The 26,681-nt window shown below is 41.4% G+C and carries 24 protein-coding genes and 1 other annotated feature; of the genes, 1 reads left to right on the forward strand and 23 read right to left on the reverse strand.

Going from position 1 to position 26,681, the window contains the following annotated elements; translation table 11 throughout:
• Positions 1-6 precede the first annotated feature (6 nt).
• The 17 genes from NSQ76_RS13565 to ilvE form a co-directional block, all read right to left on the reverse strand.
• Positions 7-408, reverse strand: coding sequence for a glycine-rich domain-containing protein-like (locus NSQ76_RS13565; protein ID WP_208946385.1), 402 nt, complete (start codon positions 406-408; stop codon positions 7-9).
• Positions 409-1,557: an MFS transporter gene (locus tag NSQ76_RS13570; protein ID WP_327823142.1), complete on the reverse strand. Its 1,149-nt coding sequence runs from the start codon at positions 1,555-1,557 to the stop codon at positions 409-411.
• Between the two features lie 71 nt (positions 1,558-1,628).
• A complete protein-coding gene (locus NSQ76_RS13575) occupies positions 1,629-1,769 on the reverse strand; it encodes a hypothetical protein (protein ID WP_017367733.1) in 141 nt (46 codons plus the stop codon).
• 248 nt (positions 1,770-2,017) lie between these two features.
• The gene (gene yihA, locus NSQ76_RS13580; protein WP_024423177.1) at positions 2,018-2,605 is read right to left on the reverse strand and encodes a ribosome biogenesis GTP-binding protein YihA/YsxC; all 588 of its coding nucleotides are present in this window, start codon (positions 2,603-2,605) and stop codon (positions 2,018-2,020) included.
• The gene (gene lon, locus NSQ76_RS13585; RefSeq protein ID WP_024423178.1) at positions 2,602-4,926 is read right to left on the reverse strand and encodes an endopeptidase La; all 2,325 of its coding nucleotides are present in this window, start codon (positions 4,924-4,926) and stop codon (positions 2,602-2,604) included. The genes yihA and lon overlap by 4 nt, the downstream gene beginning before the upstream one ends.
• A 171-nt stretch (positions 4,927-5,097) precedes the next feature.
• The gene (lonB, locus tag NSQ76_RS13590) at positions 5,098-6,759 is read right to left on the reverse strand and encodes an ATP-dependent protease LonB (RefSeq protein WP_327823143.1); all 1,662 of its coding nucleotides are present in this window, start codon (positions 6,757-6,759) and stop codon (positions 5,098-5,100) included.
• Positions 6,760-6,895: 136 nt separating this feature from the next.
• Positions 6,896-8,161 (reverse strand): ATP-dependent protease ATP-binding subunit ClpX, encoded by a 1,266-nt coding sequence (clpX, locus tag NSQ76_RS13595; protein ID WP_024423180.1) that lies wholly within the window; start codon positions 8,159-8,161, stop codon positions 6,896-6,898.
• A 251-nt stretch (positions 8,162-8,412) separates the two neighbouring features.
• Entirely contained in the window at positions 8,413-9,687 is a 1,275-nt protein-coding gene (gene tig, locus NSQ76_RS13600; RefSeq protein ID WP_024423181.1) for a trigger factor, read from the reverse strand.
• Positions 9,688-9,927: 240 nt separating this feature from the next.
• A complete protein-coding gene (gene ddcA / locus NSQ76_RS13605; protein WP_024423182.1) occupies positions 9,928-10,935 on the reverse strand; it encodes a DNA damage checkpoint antagonist DdcA in 1,008 nt (335 codons plus the stop codon).
• A gap of 125 nt (positions 10,936-11,060) precedes the next feature.
• Positions 11,061-11,660 carry a 3-isopropylmalate dehydratase small subunit gene (gene leuD / locus NSQ76_RS13610; RefSeq protein WP_024423183.1) on the reverse strand — a complete coding sequence of 200 codons (600 nt, stop codon included), beginning with the start codon at positions 11,658-11,660 and terminating at the stop codon, positions 11,061-11,063.
• A 13-nt stretch (positions 11,661-11,673) separates the two neighbouring features.
• The gene (gene leuC, locus NSQ76_RS13615) at positions 11,674-13,089 is read right to left on the reverse strand and encodes a 3-isopropylmalate dehydratase large subunit (protein WP_024427828.1); all 1,416 of its coding nucleotides are present in this window, start codon (positions 13,087-13,089) and stop codon (positions 11,674-11,676) included.
• Between the two features lie 40 nt (positions 13,090-13,129).
• Positions 13,130-14,227 carry a 3-isopropylmalate dehydrogenase gene (gene leuB, locus NSQ76_RS13620; RefSeq protein WP_135032547.1) on the reverse strand — a complete coding sequence of 366 codons (1,098 nt, stop codon included), beginning with the start codon at positions 14,225-14,227 and terminating at the stop codon, positions 13,130-13,132.
• 18 nt (positions 14,228-14,245) lie between these two features.
• Positions 14,246-15,799: a 2-isopropylmalate synthase gene (locus NSQ76_RS13625; protein WP_024423186.1), complete on the reverse strand. Its 1,554-nt coding sequence runs from the start codon at positions 15,797-15,799 to the stop codon at positions 14,246-14,248.
• Positions 15,786-16,814 carry a ketol-acid reductoisomerase gene (ilvC, locus tag NSQ76_RS13630; RefSeq protein WP_024423187.1) on the reverse strand — a complete coding sequence of 343 codons (1,029 nt, stop codon included), beginning with the start codon at positions 16,812-16,814 and terminating at the stop codon, positions 15,786-15,788. Before ilvC ends, NSQ76_RS13625 begins: the two co-directional genes overlap by 14 nt.
• A gap of 18 nt (positions 16,815-16,832) precedes the next feature.
• Positions 16,833-17,351, reverse strand: coding sequence for an acetolactate synthase small subunit (ilvN, locus tag NSQ76_RS13635; RefSeq protein WP_007501584.1), 519 nt, complete (start codon positions 17,349-17,351; stop codon positions 16,833-16,835).
• Positions 17,348-19,072: an acetolactate synthase large subunit gene (gene ilvB / locus NSQ76_RS13640; RefSeq protein ID WP_025092480.1), complete on the reverse strand. Its 1,725-nt coding sequence runs from the start codon at positions 19,070-19,072 to the stop codon at positions 17,348-17,350. The genes ilvN and ilvB overlap by 4 nt, the downstream gene beginning before the upstream one ends.
• Positions 19,073-19,194: 122 nt before the next feature.
• Positions 19,195-19,441, reverse strand: a binding site (T-box leader).
• An 8-nt stretch (positions 19,442-19,449) separates the two neighbouring features.
• Positions 19,450-20,364 (reverse strand): branched-chain-amino-acid transaminase, encoded by a 915-nt coding sequence (ilvE, locus tag NSQ76_RS13645; RefSeq protein ID WP_024427825.1) that lies wholly within the window; start codon positions 20,362-20,364, stop codon positions 19,450-19,452.
• Positions 20,365-20,796: 432 nt separating this feature from the next.
• On the opposite strand from ilvE, the gene NSQ76_RS13650 reads away from it, so the two are divergent.
• Positions 20,797-21,840: a lactonase family protein gene (locus NSQ76_RS13650; protein ID WP_034621158.1), complete on the forward strand. Its 1,044-nt coding sequence runs from the start codon at positions 20,797-20,799 to the stop codon at positions 21,838-21,840.
• Between the two features lie 32 nt (positions 21,841-21,872).
• On the opposite strand, the gene NSQ76_RS13655 is transcribed toward NSQ76_RS13650, so the two are convergent.
• From NSQ76_RS13655 to NSQ76_RS13680, 6 genes are all read right to left on the reverse strand, one after another.
• Positions 21,873-22,292 carry a YkvA family protein gene (locus NSQ76_RS13655; protein ID WP_034621160.1) on the reverse strand — a complete coding sequence of 140 codons (420 nt, stop codon included), beginning with the start codon at positions 22,290-22,292 and terminating at the stop codon, positions 21,873-21,875.
• A gap of 95 nt (positions 22,293-22,387) precedes the next feature.
• Entirely contained in the window at positions 22,388-23,554 is a 1,167-nt protein-coding gene (gene dltD, locus NSQ76_RS13660; RefSeq protein WP_025092477.1) for a D-alanyl-lipoteichoic acid biosynthesis protein DltD, read from the reverse strand.
• Positions 23,554-23,790, reverse strand: coding sequence for a D-alanine--poly(phosphoribitol) ligase subunit 2 (dltC, locus tag NSQ76_RS13665; RefSeq protein WP_024423191.1), 237 nt, complete (start codon positions 23,788-23,790; stop codon positions 23,554-23,556). The genes dltD and dltC overlap by 1 nt, the downstream gene beginning before the upstream one ends.
• Before the next feature lie 21 nt (positions 23,791-23,811).
• Positions 23,812-24,996 (reverse strand): D-alanyl-lipoteichoic acid biosynthesis protein DltB, encoded by a 1,185-nt coding sequence (gene dltB, locus NSQ76_RS13670; RefSeq protein WP_034621161.1) that lies wholly within the window; start codon positions 24,994-24,996, stop codon positions 23,812-23,814.
• The gene (dltA, locus tag NSQ76_RS13675) at positions 24,993-26,498 is read right to left on the reverse strand and encodes a D-alanine--poly(phosphoribitol) ligase subunit DltA (RefSeq protein ID WP_034621164.1); all 1,506 of its coding nucleotides are present in this window, start codon (positions 26,496-26,498) and stop codon (positions 24,993-24,995) included. The genes dltB and dltA overlap by 4 nt, the downstream gene beginning before the upstream one ends.
• 14 nt (positions 26,499-26,512) lie before the next feature.
• Entirely contained in the window at positions 26,513-26,662 is a 150-nt protein-coding gene (locus tag NSQ76_RS13680; RefSeq protein WP_024427820.1) for a teichoic acid D-Ala incorporation-associated protein DltX, read from the reverse strand.
• Between the last annotated feature and the right edge of the window lie 19 nt (positions 26,663-26,681).

A 26,681-nucleotide genomic window follows, 5' to 3' on the forward strand; every position in this document is an offset into this window, starting at 1 on the left:
TTGCTGTCAAATCTTTGTTTTCCTCTCAAGTTCATTTTCGTCAGGCAATCTAAAGCCAAATTCTTTTTCCCATAAGTCATTCCCACTATCAAATATTTCATTTAATATATCAACTTCATTAGCTTGATTCCCAAATCCAGCATCATGGGCTAAAATAATACCAAAATATGACATACAATCGTAGTAATAGTTTTGTGGTAATAGCATATGTAAATGCCAAACCTCATCAATTTCAGTATTTGGAGCAAAAGAACGATCGGGATATTTTTTAATCATGAACCAAAATTTTTTGTATTGATCTACTAAACGAGTAACATTTTCTTTATTCATTCCTTCAAAATAGTAACCAAACCTCAAACAGGCTTCTACTAAGTCCACTGAAAATTCAGGATAACTCAACTTATCCATTCATTGAACTCCCCTTTTTAAAATATTTTTTAGAATCAAAAATCGAATGACTCCAATACAAAGACATAACGGAATGATGTAATGAATATTGAAATATTTTGAGCTTTCCAGCATGAATGTAATAACTGTAATAATTAATATTGTTCCTAACTGATTTAATGTATTCATACCTGCGAGCGCTATACTTCTATAATTAGGATCAAAAAAAACTAAAAAAGAAGATTTGATTAAACTCATAAACAATGGATTAATGAGTGTCAAAATAAAAAAACCTATTAAAAACAATGAACTATTGGGAGCTAGGATCATCAAAATTAAACCAAATATGAGAAATATCATTATAAAATAGACTCTCGAATGTATTTTTTTTATATCAATTCTTCGGATCAATAGATTTCCTAGTAAAACTGATACCCCGCCAATTAGCCAAAATAATGACACAGTAAGATCGCTTGCAGAAAACGTTTCTTTCAGAATAATAAAGGAATAATTCATAACTATAGGTAAAAACATCCCATCAATAAACATGATGAACAAATAACTCTTTGGTGTTTTTTTGAATATTCCAACATTCTTTAAAGATATACTTTCAATTTTCAAGCGGGGAACAATCGGATATAAATACTCATACACCAACAAAGCAACAAAGAACATTAGAAAAAAAAGATACATTTCCTCCCCAATGAATATAAATAAAATGGGCCCACTAAAGAAACCAATTGTTTTAGCTGAAAGTAAAAACATATTACGATATGCAATATCTTTATGAGGCTGATTGGATAAATACATGTTAAAACCTGATTCCAAAATAAACGATAGGCCATTTATAAAAAATTGAAAAGCAAGCATTAAACAAAACATTAAATTAAATAATTGTTTGTTTAAAGCAAAAAACGAAACAATGGTTAAGATAGACAAAGTAAAGACAAAAAATTTTGCCGTGTATTTAGATAAGACTTTAAATAAATAATTACTCACAATATTACTTAAGATAAATGAAAAACCACCAATCAGATACATACTGCCTGCATAAAAATATGAGCCTGTCATTTCAAAAAAATAAAGAGGCAATCCAGTCCAAACTAATGCCCCTATGAAAACGATCATGGTATCCAAATAGACTAATGTATTCACTTTACTAATGTTCATATACACTATTCCTTATTTAAGTGTTGAGAAACAGAGATTTTAAAAATCTCTGTTTCTCATGAAAACTTCTCTTACTTTTTCTTTAATTCCTTTTGCATTTCTTTCATTTCATTTAGCGAGTAATTATAGCACGTTCTCGCCTTCAGTTTTGATTGTTTTTCCTTCATTTCATTTAGTGAGTAATTGTAACAAGTTCTTGCTTTTAGTTTCACTATTACCACTCCTATCTGAAATATTTTCAATTTCATATTAGCAAAATTGTTTTTATTTGTAAACAAAGTATTTATTTAACACAGAGTGCAGTTTTAATTAACTTTCCTCAACAAACAATTTAAGTGATTCTAGAAACAAAAAATTAATTTTAAATTCATCGTTTTCATTCATATTCTGCGTCTTCTGTCCGCATATGAAAAAAAGTTGTAAGAAAACATAAGTTTTCTTACAACTTTTTTATTGCTTCTTAGCCGTTTACCTTCGCAAGGATCGCATTCCAGGCTTCATCTTTCCCCTTTTTTGTTTCAGAAGAGAATAGGATGAGTTCATCTGAAGGGTCAATGTCGAGCGTCTGTTTGACGACTTTCGCATGTTTTTCCCATTTGCCTTTTGGAATTTTATCCGCTTTTGTTGCGATGACGATCACGGGAACTCCGTAATATTTAAGGAACTCATACATGTTCACATCATCTACTGATGGCTTATGGCGCAGATCCACAATTTGGACGACTGCTTTTAATTCTTCACGCATTGTAATATACGTTTCGATCATTCTACCCCAGGCTTCGCGCTCTGTTTTTGATACTTTGGCAAAACCGTAGCCCGGAACGTCCACAAAATGGAGCATATCATTAATAATGTAGAAATTAAGCGTCTGGGTCTTACCTGGTTTAGAAGACGTACGCGCTAAATTTTTACGATTAATCAATGAGTTGATGAACGAGGACTTTCCAACATTTGATCGTCCAGCAAGCGCGATTTCAGGCAGTCCGCCGCTCGGGTACTGCTCTGGTTTCACCGCACTAATGACGATATCTGATTTTGTTACTTTCATCTTCCCTCTCCTACCAATGCTTTCTCAAGCACCTCATCTAAATGTGAGACCGGAATAAAGGTTAGTCCTTCTCTCACACTTTCAGGAATATCATCAATATCCTTCTCATTGTCCTTTGGAAGAATAATGGTTTTCAATCCTGCACGATGTGCGCCTAATGCTTTTTCTTTTAGTCCGCCAATCGGAAGCACTCTTCCTCTTAACGTTATCTCTCCTGTCATACCAACCTCTTTTGACACAGGACGTCCTGTGAGTGCTGATACAAGAGCCGTCGCAATGGTGATACCAGCTGATGGCCCGTCCTTTGGAACCGCACCCTCTGGAACATGGATATGAATATCGTGCTTTTCATTAAAATTAGGATCAATGTTCAGTTCATCTGCTTTGGATCGAATATAACTGAATGCCGCCTGTGCAGATTCTCTCATGACATCACCAAGCTTACCTGTTAACAAGAGCTTGCCTTTACCAGGAGAAAGTGATACCTCAATTGATAAGGTGTCTCCTCCAACTGTCGTATACGCAAGTCCTGTGACAACCCCGACTTGGTCTGTCGTTTCAGCCTGACCATAACGGTAAAGTCTTTTTCCGAGAAATTCAGATAAGTTCTTTTCCGTCACTGTGATGCGTTTGCGGTCTTCAGCCACAATCGCTCTTGCCGCTTTTCGGCAAATGGCCGCAAGCTGACGCTCTAATCCACGAACTCCTGCTTCTCTTGTGTAATAGCGAATCATATCATAAATCGCTGCTTCACGAAGCTGCAAGTTCCCTTTCTTTAATCCGTGCTCCTTTAGCTGCTTCGGCAGAAGATGATCTTTCACAATCTCTGCTTTTTCAACCTCTGTATACCCTGCAATCGTGATAATCTCCATTCTATCACGAAGTGGACCTGGAATGGTTGCTAAATTGTTGGCAGTGGCAATAAATAACACCTGCGATAAATCAAATGTCTCTTCAATATAGTGATCGCTAAAGTTGTGATTTTGCTCTGGATCCAGCACTTCAAGCATCGCAGAAGACGGATCACCTCTAAAATCAGAGGACATCTTATCGATTTCATCTAAAAGAAACACTGGATTCATTGTGCCTGCCTTACTCATCCCGCGAATGATACGGCCTGGCATCGCCCCTACATACGTTCTTCTATGTCCGCGAATTTCAGATTCATCACGCACCCCGCCAAGAGAGATACGGATAAACTTTCGATCAAGTGATTTAGCAATCGATTTGGCAAGTGACGTTTTCCCTACCCCAGGAGGTCCTGCTAAGCAAAGAATCGGTCCTTTTAATGAATTGGTCAGCTTCTGTACAGCAAGGTATTCAAGCACACGTTCCTTGACTTTTTCCAGCCCATGATGCTCATCATCTAAAATTTCACTTGCAAGCTTTAAATCTAGACGATCTTCTGTATAGATGCCCCATGGAAGATTGATCAGCCAATCAATATAATTTCGAATGACAGAGCTCTCCGCAGAGCTTGAAGGAATTTTTTCATAACGGTTCAATTCTTTTAACGCCGTTTCACGAACAGACTCAGGCATGCTGGACTCTTCGATTTTAGACATTAATGAACTGACTTCGCCTGTTTTTCCTTCCTTGTCTCCAAGCTCCTTTTGAATGGCTTTCATTTGTTCACGCAAATAATATTCTTTTTGCGTTCGTTCCATTGAACGTTTGACACGCTGGCCAATTTTCTTTTCAATTTCCAGCACTTCTTTTTCATTGTGGATTAAGCTGATGACACGATTCAGACGTTTTTTGACATCCACTGTTTCCAGTACTTCTTGTTTGTCCTTTAATTTGAGCGGCAGGTGAGAAGCGACGATATCTGCCATTCTCCCCGGTTCCTCAATATCCGTCACCGTTGCATATGTTTCAGCTGAGATTTTTTTTGAAATTTTTATGTACTGATCAAAATGATCTAACAAAGTGCGCATGAGTGCTTCTGCTTCTGCGTCCTTTAACTCTTCTTCTGCCAATTCTTTAATATCGACGGACGTATAGTCCTCAAGCTCCACATATGACTCGATCTGCGCTCGATTTAAGCCTTCAACGAGTACACGAATCGTTCCATTCGGCAGCTTCAGCATTTGTTTGATTTTTGTGTAGGTGCCGACTTTGAAAATTTCCTCTTCACCTGGTTCATCTATTGAAATTTCCCGCTGTGTTGCTAGAAAAATCATATGATCGTTCATCATCGCCTGTTCTAAAGCTTGAACAGACTTCTCGCGTCCAACGTCCAAATGCAAGACCATTGTTGGATAAACAAGCAAGCCTCGCAATGGGAGGAGCGGAACATTCTTTTTGATTTCATCTGCCATGTTGATTGACACCTCCGTCACTAGTATGAATCATTATAATATACCTGTTTCAGTCTTGTACAATGTAAAAGACTTGAGAAATGATGATCTTACCGTAGTATACCCTTTCTTTTTATCTTGAAAAAGAAAAAAAGATCTATTTCACTAAAAAATCCCCATATGTGATGGGGATTAAACAGATTTTCTTTTCATTTCCTCTTCTAGTCCATCTTTCTTCTCGCCTGGCGGGTTGACCAAACAGTGATCCAGCACCTCTTGGAAGTGCTTCACAGGCACAATAGTGACGCCTTCAATCTCTTTTAAGATCGACTGCTGGTTGTCATAAGGAATAATCACGGTTGTGGCACCAGCTTGTTTCGCCGCCTTAATCTTCGGTATCACACCGCCGATCGGCTTCACCTGACCCTGCAATCCGATTTCACCTGTCATTGCTGTCAGATGATCAATCGGGATTTGATGAATGGCAGAGAAAATCGCCGCCGCCATGGCAATCCCAGCAGACGGTCCATCAATAGGGGCACCGCCTGGAAAATTAATATGGATGTCATATTCATTTGTCCGTATCCCTAAGTTTCTCAGCACTGTTAATACATTTTCAACAGATCCTTTTGCCATACTTTTTCGTCGAATAGATTTAGACTGACTGCCAATGCTTTCTTCTTCTGCAATGCCTGTAATGTTGATACTTCCTTTTTCGAGTGCCTTACATATATTCACTTCAATCTCGAGCAAGGCACCGCTGTTTGGTCCGTAGACTGCCAGACCATTCACTACACCGACTTTTGGCTTTTCCGGTACTTTTTGTTCATATCTTGGTGTCAGCTGGCTTGAGTGAATGACCCACTCGACATCGGCGATCGTGATGTCTTTTCTGTTTTCCGTGACGGCCATTCCAGCGGCGATCTGCACCATATTGACTGCTTCACGGCCATTTTTCACATAAGAGGTTAACAGGTTCAGCCCTTCATCACATAATTCCTTTTGGATTTTCTGGACAGCCTTAGCAGCGACAATTTTCAGTTCATGCTGGTCAAGGTCCTTAAAGAAAATTTCCAAACACCTCGATCGAATCGCTGGTGGAATTTCTTCAGGTGTTCTTGTCGTGGCGCCAATCAATCGAAAATCAGCCGGAAGTCCATTTTGAAAAATGTCATGAATGTGATTCGGAATTTGAGTGTTTTCCTCACTGTAGTAGGCGCTATCTAAAAATACTTTCCGATCTTCAAGGACTTTCAGCATTTTGTTCATTTGAATCGGATGCAGTTCCCCAATTTCATCGATAAACAGAACCCCGCCATGCGCATGCGTAACGGCTCCTTGTTTTGGCTGCGGAATGCCTGCCTGTCCCATCGCTCCCGCCCCTTGGTAAATTGGGTCATGCACAGAACCAATGAGCGGGTCTGCGATGCCCCGTTCATCGAATCTTGCGGTTGTGGCATCGAGCTCCACAAATACCGCATCTTTCTTAAACGGTGAATCAGCATGACGTTTCGCTTCTTCCATGACAAGACGGGCAGCGGCTGTTTTTCCAACCCCCGGTGGTCCATAGACAATGACATGCTGAGGATTCGGTCCGCACAGCGCTGCTTTTAGAGCACGAATGCCGTCTTCCTGCCCTACAATATCTTGAAACCCCTTTGGCCGGACTCTCTCTGATAAAGGCTCACTCAGCTTGATTGACCGCATCTTTCTGAGTGCTTCCATTTCTTTTTTTGATTCTTTGTCTATCGTCACCTTTTGTGTGCGCTGATTTCGCAGTAAGTTCCAAAAGTACAGCCCGATGACGATACCAAAGAACAGCTGTATAAATAATACGATTCCTGTCCAGCTCAATCGGTGCTCCCTCCTTCATCTATCGTATGTATTGGTTTCTGTCTGCTAGTATTTCCTAGAGCTGGACGGAATAAACACGTCTTCTACGATAAATAAAAAACTCCTGAATCAAAATGATTCAGGAGCGAGACTTCTCTTATGCAGATGTTTTAGTATCCTTGTTGACGACTGTGCCATCCTTTAACACAAGACGCGGCGGCTCACCATCAGCAACCGTTGCACCAGTGATGACACATTTTTCAATATCATCACGAGATGGAAGGTCAAACATGACATCAAGCATGATGCCTTCAATGATCGAGCGAAGACCACGAGCTCCTGTTTTACGCTCAATTGCCTTTTTCGCAATTTCGCTAAGAGCATCTTCTTCAAATTCAAGCTCTACATCGTCAAGCTCAAGCATTTTTGTATATTGCTTAACAAGCGCATTTTTAGGCTTCGTCAAGATTTCTACAAGTGCTTTTTCATCTAACGGCTCTAGGCTTGCAATAACCGGCAGACGACCGATGAATTCTGGAATTAAACCGAAGCGAAGCAAGTCTTCTGGCAGTACTTTTGATAGAAGGACTTCTTTTTCAAGATCTTCGACTTTATTTTCCGCACCGAATCCAATTACTTTTTGACCTAAGCGGCGTTTGATGATTTGCTCAATCCCGTCAAAGGCTCCTCCACAAATGAAGAGGATGTTCGTCGTATCAATTTGAATGAATTCTTGATGCGGATGCTTACGTCCACCTTGAGGCGGTACACTAGCGACTGTTCCTTCAAGAATTTTCAAAAGGGCTTGCTGGACGCCTTCCCCAGATACATCGCGAGTGATAGAAGGGTTTTCTGATTTTCTTGCTACTTTATCGATCTCATCGATGTAGATAATGCCTTTTTCCGCTTTTTCTACATCATAATCCGCTGCCTGGATCAGCTTTAGTAAAATATTCTCTACGTCTTCACCAACATAACCCGCTTCAGTTAATGATGTTGCATCTGCGATCGCAAATGGCACATTTAAAATACGTGCAAGTGTTTGAGCAAGTAATGTTTTACCGCTTCCTGTTGGTCCAATCATAGAAATATTACTTTTCGAAAGCTCAACATCATCAATCTTGCTGTTGGAATTGATCCGTTTGTAGTGGTTATACACCGCTACAGCTAAGGATTTTTTCGCATTGTCTTGTCCGATGACATATTCATCAAGAATCTCCCGAATTTCATGAGGCTTCGGAACATCCTTGAATTCAACTTCTTCCTCTGTGCCGAGCTCTTCTTCAACTATTTCCGTGCAAAGCTCGATACATTCATCACATATATATACGCCAGGTCCTGCGACCAGTTTACGCACTTGATCTTGCGTTTTTCCGCAAAACGAGCATTTTAATTGACCTTTTTCCTCGTTGAATTTAAACATTCTTTCACCCCTTATTCTTCTTCACTTGCCTGTAGCTAACAGTCAGCTACCTTTCTGGGTCCAGTATGTATGCATTTTACCATACTTTCCTAAAAGACGGTAACGATGTGTTTCTAACACTGCACATTGAGATATGTATGACAGAAAGATGCGACTTACACTATCGTTTCCAAAAGAAGCGATGATAAGTCAAAAATTGTACAAAACAAGGCACGAGTCACTCGCGCCCTGTTTTATTATTATGCACCATATTAACGGTTTTCTACAAGAAAATCAATTGCTTTACGAACTTTTAGATCTTCTTTCATTGCTTCAGTAGATCCGATCGCTTGTTTGATATTTTCAATTGGCATGTTGTATGCTTCAGCCATTTTTGAAAGTTCTTCTTCCACTTCTTCGTCAGACACTTGTAAGTTTTCTGCAGCAGCAATTGCTTCAAGTGTTAGGTTAGATTTTACGCGTTTAGCAGCATCTTCTTTCATTTGCTCTTTCAGCGCATCTTCATCTTGTCCAGAGAATTGGAAGTAAAGCTCAAGGTTCATTCCTTGCATTTGAAGACGTTGTTCGAATTCTTTCATCATGCGGTCTAGCTCAGTGTCAACCATCGCTTGTGGGATGTCAACTTCCGCATTTTCAGAAGCTTTCGCAACTAGCTCTTCACGAAGTTTTCCTTCTGCTTCGTTTTCTTTTGCTTCTTCAAGACGTTTCTTCGTTTTTTCAGTTAACTCAGCAAGCGTTTCTACTTCTTCATCAACATCTTTAGCGAACTCATCGTCAAGTGCTGGAAGTTCTTTTGCTTTGATTTCATGAATTTTCACTTTAAATACAGCTGGTTTACCTGCAAGGTCTTCAGCATGGTATTCTTCTGGGAATGTAACTTCTACGTCTTTTTCAGCGCCAGCTTCAAGACCAACTAATTGCTCTTCGAAACCAGGGATGAATGAACCAGAACCTACTTCAAGAGAGTAGTTCTCAGCTTTTCCGCCTTCGAATGCTTCTCCATCAACGAATCCTTCGAAATCAAGAACAACTGTATCGCCGTTTTCGATTGCGCCTTCTTCTTTGACAACAAGCTCAGCTTGACGGTTTTGCATGCCTTTAAGCTCTTCTTGTACATCTTCATCAGTAACAGCTGTGTCGTCTTTTTCTACGTTAAGACCTTTGTAGTCACCAAGTTTTACTTCAGGCTTCACTGTTACTTTTGCAGTGAAGATTAAGTTTTCGCCTTTTTCGATTTTCTCAACATCGATTTCAGGGCGGTCAACTGGCTCGATACCAGCTTCGTCGATTGCTTTTGGATATTCAACCGGAAGAAGAATATCTAATGCATCTTGATAAAGAGATTCTACACCAAAACGCTGCTCGAAAAGACCACGTGGTACTTTCCCTTTACGGAATCCAGGGATCGATACTTGCTTAACCACTTTCTTAAATGCATCATCAAGTGCTTTGTTAAATGTTTCAGCGTCAACTTCTACAGTTAGTACGCCTTCGTTACCTTCTTGTTTTTCCCATTTTACTGACATGTGTGTTTCCCTCCAAAAATCTATTCAGATTGTGCGTTGCTCCATTCTAAAGCATCATAAAGACTTCGTCCAATCAAAAACCACGCACTCCGCTAAGAAGCTTGCATTATGTATACAACATTTGACTTGATTATACATATCGTCTTTCAACCGTTGGAATCTGACAACTGCACTATATATGCACAAATACAACCATTATATTATAACATAACAAGTCCGTCTTTCAACTAAATCGACAAATTACAAATAAGAAATTTCTTCAATATCTTTCAGCATTGTGCAAGCTTCTCTCAGCTCTCGTTCGTTAAATTCATACAATAGATGCAATTCTTCGAGTTCAATCTCAATCCCATGCATTTCATAGCCGACTTTATGAAGTGCTGCTGCCCAAAGACTCGGATCTGTGTATTTAGGAAGAAATGGATACAGCACAAATAAGTGCCGGCGCCATAACTCTTCCACGGCTTGGTAAAGGGTCGGATTCTCATTGCCAAGCGTGTCATCAAGCATACGAAGGACTTGCTGAAGAAGCGGCATCTGCTCTGGCTTTACAGCCTCAGAAGGAATAAGGGTTAAAGAATCACCGAATTTTGTCACATGAACCGGTTTTGCCACATCATGCTCTGCCAGAAGCTGCAGGATCATTGATTTGACCAAAGGGTTCCCATCAGGATTTTGTAAGATGGTATTTAATAGACCCATATGCGGTGTAATATTCCGGTCTTTCAATGAATGAATGAACTGGACCTGTTCTTCCGGACGCTTCAGCATATCATCTATGTTGACCTCACTTCCGGCGTCCTCATCTTCATCTAAAATCTCTTCAGGTGATTCGATCATTTTTCTGCTAAATTCGAGCAGCTTGTAAAAATGCTCCGCGCTTTCTGCCGGAAGGTGGTTTTCCTCGAGCACAGCCTCAATCGTCTGTTTGACTTCTTCATATTCTTTCAGCTGAATGAGGATCGTCATATACACTTGGAGCACAGTGAAATAGTGGCCATATCCTTCATGCAGCATTTTTTCACAAACACGCTTTGCATCCTGCAGCTCACCCAGCTCCAGAAAACAAATGGCCATTCCAAGGTGAATATCGGATTCTTCATCGTCATCGTACGATTTAGCTTCTGAAAACAAGTGAAGCGCCTCTTGATACTGTTTATCTTTTAATGCTGCCATTCCTTTTTCAATCAGTCTTTCTTTCAGACCAGGAAACAAAATGACATTATCTTTCTTCTTGTCATGCTTCATGCTTACGTTCCTTTCGGGCGCATATTTTTTATCAGTTTACCAACGAAGATTAGTAAACACAAGTAACGAGAGGTTTTCATGCAAAAAAGAAGCCGTCACACCTCGGGCGGACAGCTTCTCGTTGCTTAAGCGCGCAGCCAGCTGCTGCGCTTTTCTTCAAATGCTTGAATGTCATCTTCTAGAAGTAATGTTAATGAAATCTCATCATAACCATTTAGGAGCATTTCTCTCCAGTGAGGGTCGACTTGAAAAGGGGTGATATTCCCTTCATGATCTTCTATCTGCTGTTTTTCAAGATCAACCGTCATCTCATACCCTTTGTTCTCATATGACGCAGCAAAGGTTTTCCACACATCATAATCAAGGCGAATCGGAAGCATACCATTTTTAAAGCAGTTTTGATGAAATATATCTGCGAATGATGGTGCGATGACAATTTTAAAGCCATAATCATCAAGCGCCCAAGGAGCATGTTCCCTAGATGATCCGCAGCCAAAGTTCTCCCCTGCGATCAAAATGGATGCTCCTTCATAGATCGGCTGATTTAGTTCAAAATCTGGATTTGGGCTGCCATCGGCTAAATAGCGCCAGTCGAAAAAGGCAAAGCGGCCATATCCTGTTCGTTCGATTCTTTTTAAAAATTGCTTCGGAATAATTTGATCTGTATCTACATTGATACGGTTAAGCACAGCGGCTTTTCCTTTATGAGTGACTAAAGGCTCCATCTATGACAACTCCTTACACGACTGTTTTCTCTTGATTAAACTTCCTGACATCGACAAAGCGGCCATGTATCGCAGCCATTGCAGCCATTGCCGGGCTGACAAGATGTGTTCTCGCACCCTTCCCTTGACGCCCTTCAAAGTTACGGTTTGATGTGGACGCGCAGCGTTCGCCCTCCGGTACCACATCGTTATTCATACTAAGGCACATACTGCAGCCTGATTCTCTCCATTCAAATCCTGCTTCAAGGAAGATTTCATGAAGACCTTCTTTTTCTGCTTGCAATTTGACACTTTGAGAGCCAGGCACCACAATCGCTCTGACATGATCTGCTACTTTTTGTCCTTCAATCATAGAAGCAGCTTGACGTAAATCAGTCATTCTTGAGTTCGTACATGAGCCGATAAAGACATGCTCAATCGTAATATCTTCTATACGCTGATGCGGGTGGACACCCATGTATTCGTAAGCACGAATCGCTTCTTTTTGATCATCTTCTTGTGCAAAGTCCTCAGGTCCTGGGATTGATGCATCCACAGGCAGTACCATTCCTGGGTTAATTCCCCACGTAACCATTGGTGAAATCTCATTTCCATCTAACACAATGGTTTTATCGTAGGTTGCACCTGGATCTGTTCTAAGTTCTTCCCATTCTTTAATAGCTGCTTCCAAGTCTTCACCCTGCGGTGCATATTTGCGGCCGCGGCAATATTCGAAGGTGACTTCATCAGGTGCAATCAATCCTGCTCTTGCGCCTGCTTCAATTGACATATTACAAACGGTCATCCGCTCATCCATCGTCATGTTTCTGAATACTTCCCCAGTGTATTCAATGACATAACCTGAGCCGAACTTCACGCCGTGCGCACCAATGACGGCTAAAATGACATCTTTGGCGGTTACCCCTTTTTGAAGCTTTCCGTCTACTCTAATTTCTAGCGTTTTCGGACGCTGCTGCCAAAGTGTTTGTGTAGAAAGTACATGTTCAACCTCACTAGTACCGATCCCAAAGGCAAGTGCACCAAACGCGCCGTGAGTTGATGTATGACTATCTCCACAAACGATTGTTTTCCCCGGAAGTGTCAATCCAAGCTCAGGTCCAACGACATGGACGATTCCTTGGTCAACACTGTGAAGGTCAGCAAGACGAACGCCAAATTCCGCACAGTTGCGCTCTAAGGCACTCACTTGCTTTTTAGCAATCTCATCTTTGATCACAAACCGATTCACAGTTGGGATGTTGTGATCCATCGTCGCAAACGTGTTTTGAGGTCTTCTCACCTTGCGCCCTTTTTGTCTTAATCCTTCAAATGCTTGAGGTGATGTCACTTCATGCACCAAGTGCAGATCAATATATAAAAGGTCTGGTTTTCCCTCGCCGCTTTTGACTACATGCTGATCCCATATTTTTTCGATGATTGTTCGAGGCATAACCCTTTTCCTCCCTCTACCTAATTCCACAAGATTCTATTTACACAATGGTTTGCACGCGCTGCTTGAGTGCGTCTACAACCGCATTAGTGATTTCTTCAGTCGTTTGATAAGTTCCCTCTTTTGCTGCTAAATCTTTTGTTCGTTTGCCAGAGGCAAGAACAGCTTCGACAGCTTCTTCTATTGCAGCCGCTTCTTCTTCTAATGCAAAGGATGTTCTAAGCAAGCTTGCTGCTGATAAAATGGTTGCCAGAGGGTTTGCAACGTTTTGCCCCGCAATATCGGGTGCTGAACCATGAATTGGCTCATATAAATGAAGGCCACTGCTTGATAAACTAGCAGATGGCAGCATGCCAAGTGATCCAGTAATCATAGAAGCTTCGTCACTTAAAATATCACCGAACATATTCTCCGTCACAATGACATCAAATTGAGCGGGCTTGTAAATCAGCTGCATGGCAGCATTGTCGACGAGCATATGCTCAAATTCAACTTCTGGATATTGAGCAGCAACTTCTTCTACTGCATCCCGCCATAGTTTACTAGAAGCAAGGACATTCGCTTTATCCACAGACGTCACTTTTTTCCGTCTTGTTAAGGCCATGTCGAACGCTTCTTTTAATACGCGGACAATTTCTTCCTTTGTATAAAGGAGCGTATCAACGGCAGCTTCTTTTCCTTCATCATCCGTATAGCGTTCGCTTGGTTCACCAAAATAGAGACCGCCTGTTAATTCACGAACGATGACGAAATCGACTCCGTTAATATGATCTTGTTTTAACGGAGATGCCTCGCTTAAGCTATCGAACACCTTTACAGGGCGGATGTTGGCAAATAAGTCCAGCTGTTTACGAATGGCGAGCAGGCCTTTTTCTGGACGGAGCTCTGGCGGGTTTTGATCCCACTTTGGTCCGCCGACTGCTCCTAATAAAATCGCATCAGCGTTTTTGCATACATCTACTGTTTCCTTTGGAAGCGGGTTGTTTTTTTCATCTATTGCGATACCGCCAATGAGCGCAGTTTCGAATTCAAATTCGTGCTTAAATTGCGCCGCCGTCTCTTGAAGGACAGCGACCGCAGATGTCACGACTTCCGGTCCGATTCCATCGCCGGGCAAAAGTGCAATTTTCTTTTTCATGAGAACCTTCCTCCTTTCCTATGAGATCGCGTGATGTTTCTCAATTTCAATCAGATTTGATTTGAAGATTAAATGTCTGTTCACTGCATTGACGTAAGCTTTTGCTGATGCTTCAAGTACATCTTGCGCTACACCGCGTCCTGCTGTTTCTTTTCCTTCTATTGAAACAGTGACATATACTTCTGCTAGTGCATCTCTGCCTTTTCCATTTGATTGAATGCGGTAGTCCAGCAAATGAATTCTTTCTTCCATACAGCGCTCAAGCGTGTTGTACACAGCCTCTACACTGCCTGCACCTGTAGCTGCTTCTTGAATGACTTCCTGTGTTTCTTGATTTTTCAGAGAAACTGTTGCTGTTGGCATTTGTTCTGTTCCATAGTGCACTTGCAGACTTTCAAATTCGTAGCCGATTTTTCGGTCTGCTACTTTTTCTTCTAATATAATAGAGATCAAGTCATCATCTGTAATTTCTTTCTTCTTCTCTGTCAAGTTCTTGAAAGTCTCAAAGAATTTATTGATTTCGTCTTCCGTTAGTTTAAAGCCTAGTGTTTTCATACGGTCTTTAAACGCGTGTCTTCCGGAGTGTTTTCCAAGGACAAGCACATCTGTTGTCACGCCGACAAGCTCTGGAGAAATAATTTCATAGGTTGTTTTTTCTTTGAGGAAACCATCTTGGTGAATACCTGATTCATGTGCAAATGCGTTGTTTCCAACGACTGCTTTATTACGCGGCACAATCATTCCTGAGTATTTGCTCACTACATCACTTGTACGCTTAATTTCATTCAATTGAATCGTTGATTCGACCTGGTAAAAGTCTTTTCGAATATGAAGAGCTACTGCAATTTCTTCTAAAGCGGCATTTCCAGCGCGCTCGCCAATTCCGTTGACAGCCGTTTCAATTTGATCTGCTCCATTTTCAATGGCAGCAAGTGAGTTTGCTACAGCCATTCCTAAATCATCGTGACAGTGAGCGGACAAGTTGACGCGGTCGATATTCGGAACGTGTTCCTTCATATATTTAAAGATGTTTCCGTACTCTTTTGGCGCTAGGTATCCAACTGTATCTGGCAAGTTAATGACACTCGCCCCAGCGTCAATGACCTTTTCTACAATTTCTGCTAAGAAAGCAAGATCTGTACGGCACGCATCTTCTGCTGACCATTGGACAACTGGAAAACGTTCTTTCGCATATTTCACCATTGCGACAGCCTGTTCTACGACTTCTTCACGTGTTTTCTTGAGTTTATGCTTCAGGTGAATGTCAGAAGTGGCAATAAAGACATGAAGCCTTGGCTCCACTCCATCTTTTAATGCTTCCCATGCAGCATCAATGTCACCTTTCACACATCGTGCAAGACCAGCAACAGAACAGTTTTTAATCGTTCTTGCAATTTCTTGTACGCCTAAGAAATCCCCTCGGGATGAAGCGGGAAATCCCGCTTCAATGATATTAACCCCAAGGCGCTCAAGCTGCTTTGCAATGATTAGCTTTTCTTGTGCATTTAAGTTCACTCCTGGTGATTGCTCTCCATCCCGAAGTGTTGTGTCAAAAAAATTAATTTTCCGCACCGACGCTCACCGCTTCCTTTTTCTTTCCTTGTTTAACGAAAGGCATCATTTCACGAAGCTTTCTACCAACGATTTCAATTTGGTGCTCATTTTCATTTGCATTGATCGCATTGAAACGTGGACGATTCACTTGGTTTTCAACAATCCATTCTTTTGCAAATGTTCCGTTTTGGATATCAGTCAAAACAGCTTTCATTGACTCTTTTACTTTTGCATCCACAACGCGTGGTCCTGATACGAAATCACCCCATTGTGCTGTATCAGAGATTGAATATCTCATGCCTTCTAATCCTTCTTCATACATAAGGTCAACGATCAATTTTAGTTCATGCAGACACTCGAAGTATGCAAGCTCTGGCTGATAACCAGCTTCTGTTAACGTTTCGAATCCTGCTTTTACTAGTGAAGTAAGACCTCCACAAAGAACTGCCTGCTCACCGAATAGATCCGTTTCTGTTTCTTCTTTAAATGTTGTTTCAAGAACACCCGCTCTTGCTCCGCCGATCGCTTTCGCATAAGCAAGTGCTTTGTCTTTCGCTTGGCCAGATACATCTTGATAGATAGCAAATAGGGCAGGTACACCAGCGCCTTGCTCATATGTTCTTCTCACAAGATGTCCTGGTCCTTTTGGAGCTACAAGATACACGTCTACGTCACTTGGAGGAACAATTTGATGGAAGTGAACGTTGAATCCGTGTGCGAATACAAGTGAGTTGCCAGCTTCTAATTGATCTTTGATTTCTTCATCATATACTTTCTTTTGCTGCTCATCTGGAAGTAGTACCATCACGACGTCTGCTTGTGCCGCTGCTTCTTTTACTGTGAATACTTGATGACCGTCTTCTTGTGCTTTTGTATAAGATCCGCCTTTTCTTACGCCGACGATCACATCTACGCCGCTTTCTTTTAAGTTCAATGCATGTGCATGACCTTGTGAACCGTAACCAATGATTGCTACCTTTTGACCATTTAATACGTTTTCTTGAATATCACCGTTATAATATACTTTTACCATTTGACTCTCTCCTTTTGTTTAGACAATTGAAATTGTTTTATTTGTTTGCGGCTTTTGCTGATTATCTCTCGCAAAGGCCGTAGTGCCAGTTCTGGCGACTTCTTTAATGCCGTATGGCTTAAGTAATTCAATGAGTGCTTCAATTTTTGAAGACTCACCTGTCACCTGAATGACGACACTCTCTCTGCTCACATCTACAATAGAAGCTCTAAACGGTTCAATGACCCCTGTGATCTCCATTCTAGATGCTGGTGCAGATACGACTTTTATCAAAGCCAGCTCTCGCTGAACGATTGATTGGTTTGTAATGTCTGTTACTTTCAGCACATCGATTTGTTTGTTCAGCTGTTTTGTCAGCTGCTCGATGTCTTTCTCCTGGTCTACATGGACGACGAACGTGATGCGTGATACATCTTGAATCTCAGAATGGCCGACCGTAATGCTTTCAATGTTGTAGTGTCTTTTAGTAAAGAGGCCTGTGATTCTGTTCAGTACGCCTGATCGATTTAATACAGTCAACACAATAATTCTTTTCAAGGTTTCACCCCCACCATCTCATGAAGTCCTTTCCCCGGTGCTACCATCGGGAATACTTTTTCATCTCGCGCTACATTGACATCGATGAAAACAGGCTCTCTAGAGGTTAAGGCTTCTTCAAGCTTTTCTTTCGCCTCTTCGTCTGATGAGATTCTGATTCCTTTAATGCCATAAGCTTCAGATAATTTGACGAAGTCTGGCTGCTCTGAAAATTTAGAATGTGAGTAGCGTTCTTCGTAGAAAATTTCTTGCCATTGTCTTACCATTCCAAGGCTGTGATTATTGAGTACAATCACTTTGACTGGAAGGTTCAGCTCACGGATAACGGCAAGTTCTTGCAGGGTCATTTGGAAACCTCCGTCTCCTAAAATCGCCACAACAGTTGCCTCTTGATCAGCCAGCTGAGCGCCGATGGCTGCTGGTAATCCGAAGCCCATTGTGCCAAGACCTCCAGATGTGACCCACTTATCTGCATTTTCAAATGGATAGAACTGCGCTGCCCACATTTGATGCTGTCCGACATCAGTTGCGACAATGGCTTCACCTTTTGTGAATTGATGAATGTATTCAATCAGCTTTTGAGGCTTAAAGCCTTCTGCTTCGTTTTCAACGTACCAGAGTGGATATTCTTCCTTCCACTGATCTAATTGATTTTTCCATTCGTCTGATTCCCCTTGCTTCCCGTCTTGCTTGATCAGTTCTTCAAGAACGAGCTTACTGTCTCCAACAACCGGGATATGGGTATGAATGTTCTTGCCGATTTCCGCTGGGTCGATGTCAATATGAGCGACCTTCGCATGTTTCGCAAAATGATTGAGGTTACCTGTTACCCTGTCATCAAATCTTGCTCCGATTGAAATGAGCAGATCACATTGATGAAGAGCCATGTTCGCTGCATATGTGCCATGCATCCCAGCCATCCCTAGGAAAAGAGGGTGCTTTGCCGGGAATCCGCCAAGTCCAAGCAGTGTATGAGCGACTGGGATTTGCTGCTGCTCTACATACTGTCTTAATTCTTCAGATGCTTTGCCATGAAGTACGCCGGCTCCTGCTAGAATGACTGGTTTTTTCGCTCTGCTGACAGCTTCTACTAATTTGCGAATTTGCAAATAGTTCGGCTCTACTTTTGGCTGATAACCAGGTAAATCAATTGGCTGATCATATTCAAAGGTTCCTTCAATGCCTGCGACATCTTTTGGAATATCAATCAAGACTGGACCAGGTCTGCCTGTTGTTGCGATATGGAATGCCTCTTTAATGACACCCGGTAATTCCTCTGGATTCCTTACCTGGTAGCTGTGCTTTGTAATTGGCATTGTGATGCCGAGTACATCTGCTTCTTGGAATGCATCCGATCCAATGACTGACGTTGCCACCTGCCCTGTGAATACAACAAGGGGAAGTGAATCAATCATCGCATCTGCAATTCCTGTCACAAGGTTTGTCGCTCCCGGCCCTGATGTGGCAATGACAACACCCGGTTTACCAGATACTCTTGCGTATCCTTCTGCTGCGTGAATCGCTCCCTGCTCATGTCTTGGCAGGACATGAAATAAACCAGAATCGTAAATTTTATCGTAGATTGGCAAAACTGCTCCGCCCGGATAGCCGAAAATGACTTCTACTTTTTCTCTTTTGAGTGCTTCAATTAACATGAGTGCACCGTTCATCGTTTGTGGTGCTTTTGATTTTTCCGTCTCCATTTGTACATTTGTCCCCATTTGATTTCCTCCTCTTTGTCTTGCTTCAGTCAAGTCCTTTCACCCTTTTCCATTCAAGATAGAGATATGAGACCATATAAAAAAGCCTTCTCACCCCACAATGACACTACTTTTCACTAGGTCAAAGGGGCGAAAAAGCTTTGTTTTTCGCGGTACCACCCTTGTTCACGGCAAACCCTGCTGCCGTCTCATGGACATCTTTCGTCCATTTTGGTAACGAGTGAGCAATGTCACTCGGTCTGCCCTACTATCATTTCAAGCAGACACTCAGAGGTGAGTTCACTTTAGAAAGTAACACCGGTTTCCAGCTAGCACCGGCTCTCTGTAGATACTGACTCTAAAGCTACTAGTCCTCTTCAACGTTTATCGATATCTATTTAACTTGCATGAATGTTTTCATCTGCAAAAACGACTTTTTCTCCCTCTTCAACTACTCGCTTACGGAATTGTTCAAGAAGTTTGTTTGTGTGGAACCCAGGTTTTCCTTCACCGATTGTACGGCCGTCAACTTTTACAACGGCGATGACTTCGGCTGCGGTTCCTGTTAGAAATACTTCTTCAGCTGTATACACATCATGTCTTGTGAATGGTTCTTCTTTCACTTCGTAGCCTAAGTCTTCTGCAATCTCCATGATGGCATTTCTTGTGATGCCTTCAAGTGCTCCGATATAACCTGGCGGTGTATAAAGCTTGCCTTTTTTATAAATAAACACGTTGTCTGCAGAACCTTCCGCCACGTACCCTTGATCGTTCAGCATCAGCGCTTCACTCACACCGGCCATATGGGCTTCGATTCGGACAAGAATGTTATTTAAATAATTTAATGATTTCACTTTTGGGCTAAGGACATCTGGACGATTTCGTCTTGTTGGAACCGTCACAATATCAATACCCGTTTCATATAGGTGCTTTGGAAAAATGGCCAGCGGCTCTACAATGATCACTGTGTTGGCTCTCCCGCAGTTGTTAGGATCTAAACCAAGATCACCCGCTCCTCTTGAGACGACAAGGCGAATATAGGCATCCTTTAGGCCGTTCCTTTCAACTGTATGAATCATTTTCTCCGTGAGTTCCTCAAGTGAATATGGAATGTTCAGCATAATGGATCTAGCGGAATCATACAGGCGGTCTAAATGTTCTTTCATTCGAAAGATATTTCCGTTATACACGCGAATCCCTTCGAAAACACCGTCGCCATATAAGAAGCCATGATCGTAAACTGAAATTTTCGCATCCTCTTTTTTCACGAGTTCATCGTTTAAAAAGATCCACTGTTCCTTTTGGTCTTCCATTTTCAGTGAGCACCCTCTCTTTCAAACAAAAAGTAGTTGAATTTTCAGACACTTTATATTGAAGTGTCTCTCGCTTGCACTGCGTGTTTGTTTAGCTTTTGTTGAACCCATCTTACGCCGCTTTCCATACAGTGTCAACAGCATTTTTAAAATTATTAGACAATTTAGACTAATCAAAATTAAATGTATACGCTTACACCTTTGCTAGACAAGGAATGAAAAAACTTAAAATTTTTTGTATTTTTTCTTCAATTTATTTACTTTACATGAACGGTTTTCTTTTGAGAAAACTTTTGTGATATTTTTTCACAACATTTTTGATGAATATTGTGAGATTTCATTGACTTTGTTTTTCTTTTAGCATGCCTTTCTAAAGCGTTTTCCTATGAATTTATGATAGAATGAGAGCATCTAATAGAAGGAGGGCAATACATGGCTAACATCAGAGGTTATATCGGTACGTATACAAAGGGAGACAGTAAAGGTGTTTATACGTTTACATTAAATACGGACAAGCAGCAGATTGAGCAAGTAGAAGTCGCTGCTGAGCTTGAAAATCCTACATATTTAACCGTGTCAGAGGATCAAAAGTTTGTTTATGCTGTTGTGAAAAAAGGATCACAGGGCGGCCTTGCTGCGTATCAAATTGATTCAACAACAGGCAGACTTCACTTCATCAACCAAGAGCTTGCCGATGGAGCTTCTCCTTGCCACGTCAGCGTGGACAGTCAAACGAAAACGGCGTATACAGCGAACTATCATAAAGGGACAGCAGAGATGTATGAAATCGATGCTGAAAACGGCTCAGTGATCCGCACGCTCTCACAGGCGCAGCATGAAGGAACTGGCCCTAACGAAGATCGTCAGGAAAAGCCGCACACTCACTTTATGGGTCTCACGCCAGATGAACAATTTGCAGTGGCTGTTGACCTTGGAACAGATGGAATTTATACGTATAAGAAAGAAGACGGCAAACTTGAGCTTGCTCATACATTTGAAACAAAGCCAGGCAGCGGACCTCGTCATATCACATTCCACCCAACGAAACCTGTGGCATATGTCATGACAGAGCTAAGCTCAGAGGTCATTGTGCTTCGTTACTTTGAAGATGGTCATTTTGAAGAGATCCAAACAATCGCGACCATTCCAAGCGATTTTACGGAGAACAATCAAGGAAGTGCCATTCATGTCTCTTCAGACGGACAATTTGTTTATGCAGGAAATCGCGGTCATGACAGCATTGCGATTTTTAAAACAGACGCTGACGGCCAATTAAGCCTTGTCGAGATTGCTTCTTCTGAAGGAAACTGGCCTAGAGATTTTGTGCTTGATCCAACAGAAGAATTCCTCGTCGGTTCAAACCAAGAATCTAGCAATCTTGTGTTATACAAACGCGACAAAGAAACAGGACGACTCACTGTCTTACAATCAGACATTACCGTCCCTCATCCAGTTTGCGTGAAATTTTTAGGGTAAAGAAAAAAGCCTCCAATAACGGAGGCTTTTCTTTATACAGACGGCATACCGCCATCCTCAAGCTTTTGATCAATTAAAGACGTATCGGTTTTTTCGCCGAACCATTTTGACAGCCTGTCTTTTGCTTTCCCTTTCACATCATCATCAATGTACATTGCTACTTGAAGCAAAGCAAATGTAATGGCTCCTAAATCATCTGTATAGCCGACACCAACCAATGTATCAGGAATGAGATCAAGTGGAAGGATAAAGTAGCCGAGTGCTCCAATAATCAAGGTCTTTGCTTTGACCGGCACTTCGGGTTTTTGCAATGTATAGTAAAGTAATAGCACAGCATAGACAAGAGAGACACCAGCTTTTTGTGCCGTCTTTTTTAACTTTTCCCAAAAGGCATGATCATTAAAATGCTTCTTCGAACGCTTTAATAGTTCTTTTTTCTCAGAACGATTCATCATATCGCCTCCATCTACAGCATAGCCCTTTTCCCTTAGTTATACAAGATATCCGCCGATTCGACAAACAAAAAGCAGCAGAAAGCTGCTGCATTCTACTGCTCTTTGTAAAACTTTTCAATTGCCTTATCGATGTACACCCATCCTTTATAAGACACATGAATCGTATCTTTAAAGAAATATGGATCGTACTCATGCTTAGTCAAATCCGCGACTTCATACCCATTATCTCGAATTTGACGATTGATTTTTTCATAATAACCTGTACGGCCTTCTTTCGGAAAACCGGTGTAGTCATACCACTTTCCGTTGACAGGAATCGTTACAAACAAAGGCTTTGCCCCTGCCTGTTTTAAAATATCAAGCATGATTTGAAAATCTTTGTATTCTGGTGATTCCGCATAAGAATGACCTTCACGGGAATCCTTCATCTTTTTCATGATCGGTTTCAGCTTGTGGTCAAACAGTTTTTGATTAATATAAAACGGGTTGTCCCCTGCTCTTTTCGCACCAAAAATGCTCGCTTCTTTTTCAAGCTCAGCCCATGTTTTTCCTTTGACTGAAGGAGACGGTTGAAGCTTGCGCTCATGCCCCGATCCAATCGTATAGTACATGTCTTTCTTTTGAAGCATGCCATAGTACATTTTCGCAATAGGAGAAATCGCGCCATAAGCGAACTTGTTCCCAGATAGCTCTGCTTTAAAAAGCTCTGTAATCACCATGTCGTTTTTGACTGCTTTAAACTTCATGATTCTTTTGATCAGCTCTTTTTTCACAGTTGGATCAATTTCTTTATTATAGGCGAGATTAAGCGCTTGAAGCGCTGAATAGTTAGGGGCAAAGTGATTCTCGTCAGATCCCCATTTCACAAACCACTGCGGGGACACGATAAATACAAGCTTCTTCCCTTTTAATTCATCCATATGCGCTGCAAAGTTCATCGCATGAATTAATGATTGCGATCCACCTTTTCCAATAAGATAAGGTGTAAACCCTTGAGGATTCTCATGAAAGAAATTCGAAGGGTGATATGGATCAAAACGTGATAGTTCAGAAGATCCATAGATCGGCAAATAAGTTGGATCTTTTAGCATTTCATCTTGTAAATAAAGCCCTTGAAACATCCCTGGATCTAATTCTGTGGCTGACTTTTGTAATTTGTCTTTTGGGATCAGGTGTGAGAGCCATGCATTTGGTACAAGAAGAACACCAATGAATAGAACAGCCGCTAAAATAAGCGGCCCAAAAAAACGCTTTTTCATTACTTCATCTCTGCCAGCTGCTCAGCAATATGATTCGGCGTATCCCACACATCACGATCGAATTCTGTAATCGGAACAGTGATTCCGAGTTGACTTTCAATTGCCATAAGCAGTTCTACTGTACCAAATGAATCAAGAAGACCTTCTTCAAAAATCGCAATCTCTGGATTTTCTTTCACAACGTCGTCCTGACAAACCTCTGCAATAATACCGTATACTTGATTTTTAAATTCCATAATTTTCTACTCCCTTAATCATTAATGATGAAATGGTTTTCCTGAAAAAATATAAAATCCGAAACAAATCACATGGAATGTAATAATGATCGACACAACCATTGTGACCTTATTATCCGGCCACCACTTGTGCTTTTTATTCCATTTCTCAAATAAATTGTAACCGGACATAACAACTGCATGATATAGTCCGTAAATAATATATTGAAGGGCAAGACCATGCCAAGCACCCATCAATAGAAAGAGGACAAAGTACCCGATATTTGATACAGCCATACGGTTCTTAATCCACTTCTTTTTGGTCATAAAGAACACAAATCTCATAAACACGTAGTCTCTGAACCAGAAGGACAGGGACATATGCCAGCGATTCCAGAAGTCTTTAATGTTTCGGCTGATAAACGGTTTATTAAAGTTCTCTGGCGACTTAATGCCCATAATATAACTCACACCTACAGCAAACATTGTATATCCAGCAAAGTCAAAGAACAAATACATGCTGTAAGCATACATATACGTTAACTGCTGAACAAAGTGACTGCTGCTAATATGATGGATATTCATCAGAATATATGTGTGAATTAGATACCCAATAATGAACTTATATAAGAAGCCAATAAAAATTTTATGAATACCGGCATATAGAAGATCACTGTATGCTTCCTTTTCAGGCGGCGTATCCATATCCTTTTCAAATCGGCGGTAACGGTCAATCGGACCTGATGAAATCGTCGGGAAAAAGACAATGAAATAGACCAAACGGTGAATCGGAATTTTCTTCTTAATCAAGCCGTCTCTTGTCTCGATAATTAACTGAACACCTTTAAATGTTAAGTACGAGATCCCCAAAAAGCTCAGCCAGTTCATTGGCGGCGGCTGGTGCGGCTGATGAGTTAAAAAGAACGGTAAAATCTTTGACAGCACAAGCGGCAAAATAGATGCCACCACTGCTGCATAGAAAACAGATGCCTGATTCGCCTTTAACCTGTACGCAAGGTACAGGCGGATGATGAAGATTTGCCACACCGTGAACAAGAAGAGCAGCAACGCGCCATGGGCATCCTTTGAGAAAATAAGTGCCAGCGCCACAACCGTTGCAAACATGTTGTAGCCCTGCATTCTTTTGCCGCGAAGACCAAGAATGATCGTCGGCAAAAGAAGAATACCAATTAGAATGAAGAAAAAGAATGAACTAAACGGAATCATAGAAGAACCTCTTTCGCGATTCTCTTACGGTCAACCTTCCCGTTTGGCGTCATGTACAGCTGCTCAAGATAGACAAACTTTCTTGGGATCATGTACGCTGGCAGTGAATCCGCCATTTCTTTCTTAATCGCGCTTGTCAGCTGATACTCTTTTTCAAATGAATGAGCTGCTGGAACAATCGCTGCAATCAAGTACTCGACATGACCGTTTGGCTGGAATGGCACAATCACACAAGCATTGACATAGGTTGTCTCGCTTACATGATATTCAATTTCTTCAAGCTCCATCCGGTATCCATGAAGCTTAATTTGATAGTCGAGACGGCCATGGCACGTAATTAAACCATCCTGCGCCACACCTGCGTCACCTGTACGGTAAGCAGGACGTCCTTCGTATTCAAAGAACACTTTATCTGTCAAGGCTTGTTCACCTAAGTAGCCTCTCGTGACGCTTGGCCCCACGATGACAATTTCTCCTTTTTCACCATCAAGAAGTGTCTTGCCTTCTTCATCTAAAATGACGATGTCTGTATCAGGTTTGGCATAGCCGACTGGTAAAGAATCGTGCTGATCAAGAATCTCCTGCGTGACTTCAATCGATGTGATTGCAACTGTTGCTTCAGTTGGACCATACGTATTAAAGACCTGCGCCTTTGGAAAACGCTCCAGAAGTGCACTTGCTACAGCTACAGGAAGCGCCTCACCGCAGAACAAGAAAACTTTCAGCTCAGGTAAAAGCTCCCCTGTAAAGGAAGGGTCCATTAAGCACATTTGCACAAAAGAAGGTGTTGATGTCCACACTTCAACGTCAGATTGACCAAGTGCTGCAAACATATCCTTTGGCTTGTTGACGAGATCTTTTACTAAACAGTAAAGCGTGCCGCCTGATTGAAGCGCTGGATAGAGATCCATCACTGATAAGTCAAAAGAAAATGGTGCTTGATTTAAGAATGTGCGTCCCTCACCAATTGGGAAGTCACGGCACATCCAATCTGTAAAGCTTTCTAAATTATTGGCAGTTACCTGAACGCCCTTCGGTTTTCCGGTACTGCCAGATGTATAAATAATGTAGAAAACATCATCTTGTTGAACCCACTGCGTGGATGGCGGTGCTTCTTTTTCAAGTGCTAAAAGCGATGCCGCACTCTTCACATCAATGTGTTCTTCTACATCTAATACATTCTGCTCATTTGCACAAATCAATAGACTGGCTTTTGAGCTTTCAATAATTGAGACGATACGCTCGACAGGTATTGAGATATCGACCGGAATATATGGTCTGCCTGATTTCACACTGCCTAAGAAAGAAATCAGCATCTCTGGCTCCATATGACCGTATACAATGACAGGTTCACTGCCAGCTGCGACTGCATCGATCGCACCAGCCATTTGGTCTGATAAATGCCAAAGTTCATCATATGTGATCGATGCATGTTGAGAAACAAATGCTGGCTGTGTTGGTTTTGTTTGCTGGTATTCATGAATCGTTTGTAATAGTTTCATAATTTAATCTCCAATTAAAAATCGTTGTAAATGAATGATCCCGTATTTGCTGTGTGGAATCCGTAAATAAAGAACAATAATAGCAAAATAAGTAAGTAAAAGCTTGTATATCCTATCCATTTTACAGACTTATTTTCTGATAGCTTTTTGAATAGCATATTGATAACCTCTTTTCTTTTGACA

This window comes from Bacillus sp. FSL M8-0256, assembly GCF_038005765.1.
GTDB lineage: Bacteria > Bacillota > Bacilli > Bacillales > Bacillaceae > Bacillus > Bacillus safensis.

Coding starts and splice junctions, on each gene's coding strand:
- NSQ76_RS13565 (WP_208946385.1), bottom strand. CDS start 408: ATGGATAAGTTGAGTTATCCTGAATTTTCAGTGGACTTAGTAGAAGCC.
- NSQ76_RS13570 (WP_327823142.1), bottom strand. CDS start 1,557: ATGAACATTAGTAAAGTGAATACATTAGTCTATTTGGATACCATGATC.
- yihA (WP_024423177.1), bottom strand. CDS start 2,605: ATGAAAGTAACAAAATCAGATATCGTCATTAGTGCGGTGAAACCAGAG.
- lon (WP_024423178.1), bottom strand. CDS start 4,926: ATGGCAGATGAAATCAAAAAGAATGTTCCGCTCCTCCCATTGCGAGGC.
- clpX (WP_024423180.1), bottom strand. CDS start 8,161: ATGTTTAAATTCAACGAGGAAAAAGGTCAATTAAAATGCTCGTTTTGC.
- tig (WP_024423181.1), bottom strand. CDS start 9,687: ATGTCAGTAAAATGGGAAAAACAAGAAGGTAACGAAGGCGTACTAACT.
- ddcA (WP_024423182.1), bottom strand. CDS start 10,935: ATGAAGCATGACAAGAAGAAAGATAATGTCATTTTGTTTCCTGGTCTG.
- leuD (WP_024423183.1), bottom strand. CDS start 11,660: ATGGAGCCTTTAGTCACTCATAAAGGAAAAGCCGCTGTGCTTAACCGT.
- leuC (WP_024427828.1), bottom strand. CDS start 13,089: ATGCCTCGAACAATCATCGAAAAAATATGGGATCAGCATGTAGTCAAA.
- leuB (WP_135032547.1), bottom strand. CDS start 14,227: ATGAAAAAGAAAATTGCACTTTTGCCCGGCGATGGAATCGGACCGGAA.
- ilvC (WP_024423187.1), bottom strand. CDS start 16,814: ATGGTAAAAGTATATTATAACGGTGATATTCAAGAAAACGTATTAAAT.
- ilvB (WP_025092480.1), bottom strand. CDS start 19,072: ATGGGGACAAATGTACAAATGGAGACGGAAAAATCAAAAGCACCACAA.
- ilvE (WP_024427825.1), bottom strand. CDS start 20,364: ATGGAAGACCAAAAGGAACAGTGGATCTTTTTAAACGATGAACTCGTG.
- NSQ76_RS13650 (WP_034621158.1), top strand. CDS start 20,797: ATGGCTAACATCAGAGGTTATATCGGTACGTATACAAAGGGAGACAGT.
- NSQ76_RS13655 (WP_034621160.1), bottom strand. CDS start 22,292: ATGAATCGTTCTGAGAAAAAAGAACTATTAAAGCGTTCGAAGAAGCAT.
- dltD (WP_025092477.1), bottom strand. CDS start 23,554: ATGAAAAAGCGTTTTTTTGGGCCGCTTATTTTAGCGGCTGTTCTATTC.
- dltC (WP_024423191.1), bottom strand. CDS start 23,790: ATGGAATTTAAAAATCAAGTATACGGTATTATTGCAGAGGTTTGTCAG.
- dltB (WP_034621161.1), bottom strand. CDS start 24,996: ATGATTCCGTTTAGTTCATTCTTTTTCTTCATTCTAATTGGTATTCTT.
- dltA (WP_034621164.1), bottom strand. CDS start 26,498: ATGAAACTATTACAAACGATTCATGAATACCAGCAAACAAAACCAACA.